The sequence below is a fragment of the Hydrogenophaga sp. genome (assembly GCF_028698005.1).
GTDB lineage: Bacteria > Pseudomonadota > Gammaproteobacteria > Burkholderiales > Burkholderiaceae_C > Hydrogenophaga.
The window spans coordinates 1-3420 of the sequence record NZ_JAQVEJ010000228.1 but is presented as its reverse complement, the minus strand read 5'-3'; the positions used below and the strand labels follow the sequence as shown (position 1 = coordinate 3420).

The following is a 3420-nucleotide window of genomic DNA, read 5'->3' as shown; positions in this document are numbered from 1 at the left end:
CGCCTCGCGCACGGCCTTGAGCATTTCGGCATTGCACTTCTTGGGCGGTGCCTGCAGCTGCTCGCGGCGCGCAATCCACCACCAGGTGATCCACAGCATCACGCCCAGCATCAGGCCCGGCACGATGCCCGCCAGGAACAGCTTGGACACCGAGACATTGGCCGCGACACCGAAGATCACGAAACCGATCGAGGGCGGGATCACCGGCGCGATGATGCTGGCCGACGCGATGAGGCCGGCCGAGCGCGCCTTGTCGTGACCGGCCGCCACCATCATGGGCAGCAACAGCGCCGTCAGGGCAGCCGCGTCGGCCACGGCCGAGCCGGACAGAGCCGCCAGCAGGCAGGCGGCGACGATGGTCACATAGCCTAGGCCACCGCGCACATGCCCCACCAGCGTGAGCGCCAGGTTGACGATGCGGCGCGAGAGGCCGCCGGCGTTCATCAGCTCGCCGGCAAGGATGAAAAAGGGCGCGGCCAGCATCGGGAAGCTGTCGGCACCGTTGACCAGGTTCTGCGCCAGGATCTGCGCATCGAACATGTCCAGGTGCCACATCAGCGCCACGCCGCACACCAGTAGCGACAGCGCGATCGGAATGCCCAGCGCCATGGCGCCGAGCAGTGAACCCACGAAGATCAGCAGGGTCATCGCGGCACCTCTTCGGATTCGCGCATGCTGGCCAGCTCGTCGGCCGGCACGCGGCCGGTGAGCAGGCCAAACAGGTCATTGGCCAGAATGAGCAGGGCCGAGATGGCGAACACCACGCCGCTGGCGTAGAAGATCGCCATCGACAGCCCGCTCGACGGCGCCGACACGTCCCAGTTGATCTTTGCCTGCTCCCAGGCGCCTTCGAGCACCAGCCAGCAGGTGCCCAGCATGAGCAGGTGCGCCACCACCAGGCACGCCTTCTTGCCCGCCGTCGGCAGACGGTCGAGCAGGAAGCCCGTGCCCAGGTGGGCGCGCTCGCGCATCGCCACGATGGCGCCCAGGAAGGTGACCCAGATGAACAGCCAGCGCGCCATCTCCTCGGACACCGAGATCCCCGAGTTGAAGACATAGCGCAAGGTCACGTTGCCGAACACCAGCACGACCATCAGCGCCAGTCCGATGGCCATGAGCACCTGCAGTACCCGGCCATACCAGCCAAACAATCTGTCCATCCTGTCTCCTTCTCTTTGCTTATACGGCTGCGCCGGCTCAGGCCGGCGCGCTGGCCGCCTTGCTTTCCCGCACGATCTCCACCAGCGCGCGCAGGCCCGCCGTGTACGAACGCCAGCCCAGCCCCTGGATCGTCGCCTTCACCGCCGGCGAGATGATCGAGTGGTGACGCCAGCTTTCGCGCGCCCCGATGTTGGACATGTGGATCTCCAGCACCGGGAACGGCATGGCCTTGATCGCGTCGTGCAGCGAGACGCCGTGCTGCGTCAGCCCGGCCGGGTTGAGCAGCGCGCCGTCGGCCTCATCGATGTTGGCGTGGAAATGATCCACCAGCGTGCCCTCGTGGTTGGACTGGTGGATCTCCAGCGTCACGTCCAGCTCCTCGGCCAGGGCCAGGAGCCTTTCATTGATCTGCGCCAGCGTCGTGGTGCCGTAGATGTGGGGTTCTCGACGGCCGAACAGGTTGAGGTTCGGGCCGTGCAGGACCAGGATTTTCATCGTTGCGTGCTTTCTCTCACTTGCGGATGCGGGCCAGCTCGTCGTTGTAGAGCTTGACGATCGCGGGGTCGTAGCTGGCGGCGAACTTGTCGGTCACGGGCTTGACGATCTGGCGCATGCGCTCCTGCTCGGCCGGCGCGATGTCGTTGTACGCCATGCCCTTGGCCTGCAGCTCACCCACGGCCTTGCGGGCCGCCTCGCGGCTGACCTGGCGCTGATAGCCACGCGCCTCGTTGGCCGCCTCATGCATGATCTTTTGCTCGGCCGGGCTGAGCTTGTCCCAGAAGCGCTTGCTCACCAGCACGATGTTGGCCGCGTACACGTGGTTGGTCGCGCTGACGTACTTGTTCACTTCGTAGAACTTGTTCGACAGGATCACCGCGAAGGGGTTTTCCTGGCCGTCCACGGCCTTCGACTCCAGCGCGCCGTACAGCTCGGCGAAGGGCATCGGCACCGGGTTGGCGCCAAAGGCCTTGAACGAATCCAGGAACACCGGGTTCGGGATCACACGCAGCTTCAGGCCCTGCAGGTCCTCGGCCTTGGTGATCGGACGGCGGCTGTTGGTGACATTGCGGAAGCCCAGATCCCAGTAGCCCAGCGCCACCAGTCCCTTTTCGGGCAGCTTGTCGATCAGGGCCTTGCCCAGCGGGCCGTCAAGCAGCGCGTCGGCCTGCTCGAAGGTGCTCACCGCGAACGGGAAGTCCACCAGACCGAACTCCTTGACGATGCCTGCCAGCGAGCTGGTGCTGGGCGCCGACATCTCCTGCACGCCACCCTGCAGCGCCGACTGCTGCTGCAGCTCGTTGCCGAGCGTGTTCGAGGGGTACTCCTGCACCTTGAACTTGCCACCGGTCTTGGCCGCAAGCAGTTCGGCAAAGCGCTTGACGCCGAAGCTGACCGGGTGGTCGGTGTTGTTCAGGTGGCCGAACTTGATCGTGCGTTCCTGGATATCCTGTGCCTGGGCACCGAAACCCAGGGCCATACCGATCACTGCAGCCAGCGTGGCGCGGACAAATTTCGTCTTCACGTGTGTCTCCTGTAAAAGTTTGGAATCAAATTCCATATGGAATGATATTCACACTTTGGATATGATGCAATCTCTTTTCAGAGGTCACCATGTCCGCATCGCTAGCCCGGTCCTTCCAGATCCTTGAATACCTCGCGGCGCACCCCGAGGGCATGCCCCTGGCGGCCATCGCCGATGACCACGGCATCCCGCGCAGCGCCTGCCACCGGCTGCTGGGCGAACTTGCCGAGCTCGGCTACGTGCGCCAGACGCGCGAGCACGGCGACTACGCCCTGACCACCAAGCTGGCCGCCCTCGGCCTGAGCTTCCTGAGCAGCTCGGGCATCGTCGACATCGCCCAGCCCCTGATCGACCGGCTGGCAGCGATCTCGGGCGAGCTGGTGCGCCTGGCCATCGTCGATGGCGAGCGCCTGACCTTCGTCGCCAAGGCCCAAGGCGCCCGCAGCGGCCTGCGCTATGACCCCGATGCCGGTACCGACGTGCGCCTCTCGTGCAGCTCCGCCGGCCACGCCTGGCTCTCCACCCTGCCCGAGGACCAGGCCTTGCAGATCGTCGCCCGCCAGGGCTTCGGCAAGCCCGAGGACTACGGCCCGAACGCACCGACCACCGTCAAGGCACTGGTGGACATCCTGCACGCGACCCGCCAGCGCGGTTACGCGACCATCAACGCGATGTTCGCGCCCGGCATGACGGCCATGGCCGCGCCGGTACAGCGCGAGGGGGAGCCCGCGATCGGC

5 protein-coding genes are annotated in these 3420 nt (G+C 65.8%); 1 reads left to right on the top strand and 4 read right to left on the bottom strand.

Annotated features, from left to right (window positions below; genetic code table 11):
* The 4 genes from PHQ87_RS15135 to PHQ87_RS15120 all read right to left on the bottom strand — a co-directional run.
* The coding region (locus PHQ87_RS15135; protein ID WP_300236162.1) for a TRAP transporter large permease subunit at positions 1 to 648 on the bottom strand (648 nt) is incomplete at its 3' end.
* Complete coding sequence (locus PHQ87_RS15130) at positions 645 to 1160, bottom strand: TRAP transporter small permease (RefSeq protein WP_300236160.1); 516 nt, start codon at positions 1158 to 1160, stop codon at positions 645 to 647. The genes PHQ87_RS15135 and PHQ87_RS15130, both read right to left, overlap by 4 nt.
* A gap of 37 nt (positions 1161 to 1197) precedes the next feature.
* The gene (locus tag PHQ87_RS15125; protein ID WP_300236157.1) at positions 1198 to 1656 is read right to left on the bottom strand and encodes a type II 3-dehydroquinate dehydratase; all 459 of its coding nucleotides are present in this window, start codon (positions 1654 to 1656) and stop codon (positions 1198 to 1200) included.
* A 16-nt stretch (positions 1657 to 1672) separates the two neighbouring features.
* Positions 1673 to 2638 (bottom strand): TRAP transporter substrate-binding protein, encoded by a 966-nt coding sequence (locus PHQ87_RS15120; protein ID WP_300236165.1) that lies wholly within the window; start codon positions 2636 to 2638, stop codon positions 1673 to 1675.
* A gap of 134 nt (positions 2639 to 2772) precedes the next feature.
* Between PHQ87_RS15120 and PHQ87_RS15115 the strand changes: the two genes are divergently transcribed.
* On the top strand, positions 2773 to 3420 hold a 648-nt coding region (locus PHQ87_RS15115), incomplete at its 3' end, for an IclR family transcriptional regulator (RefSeq protein ID WP_300236154.1).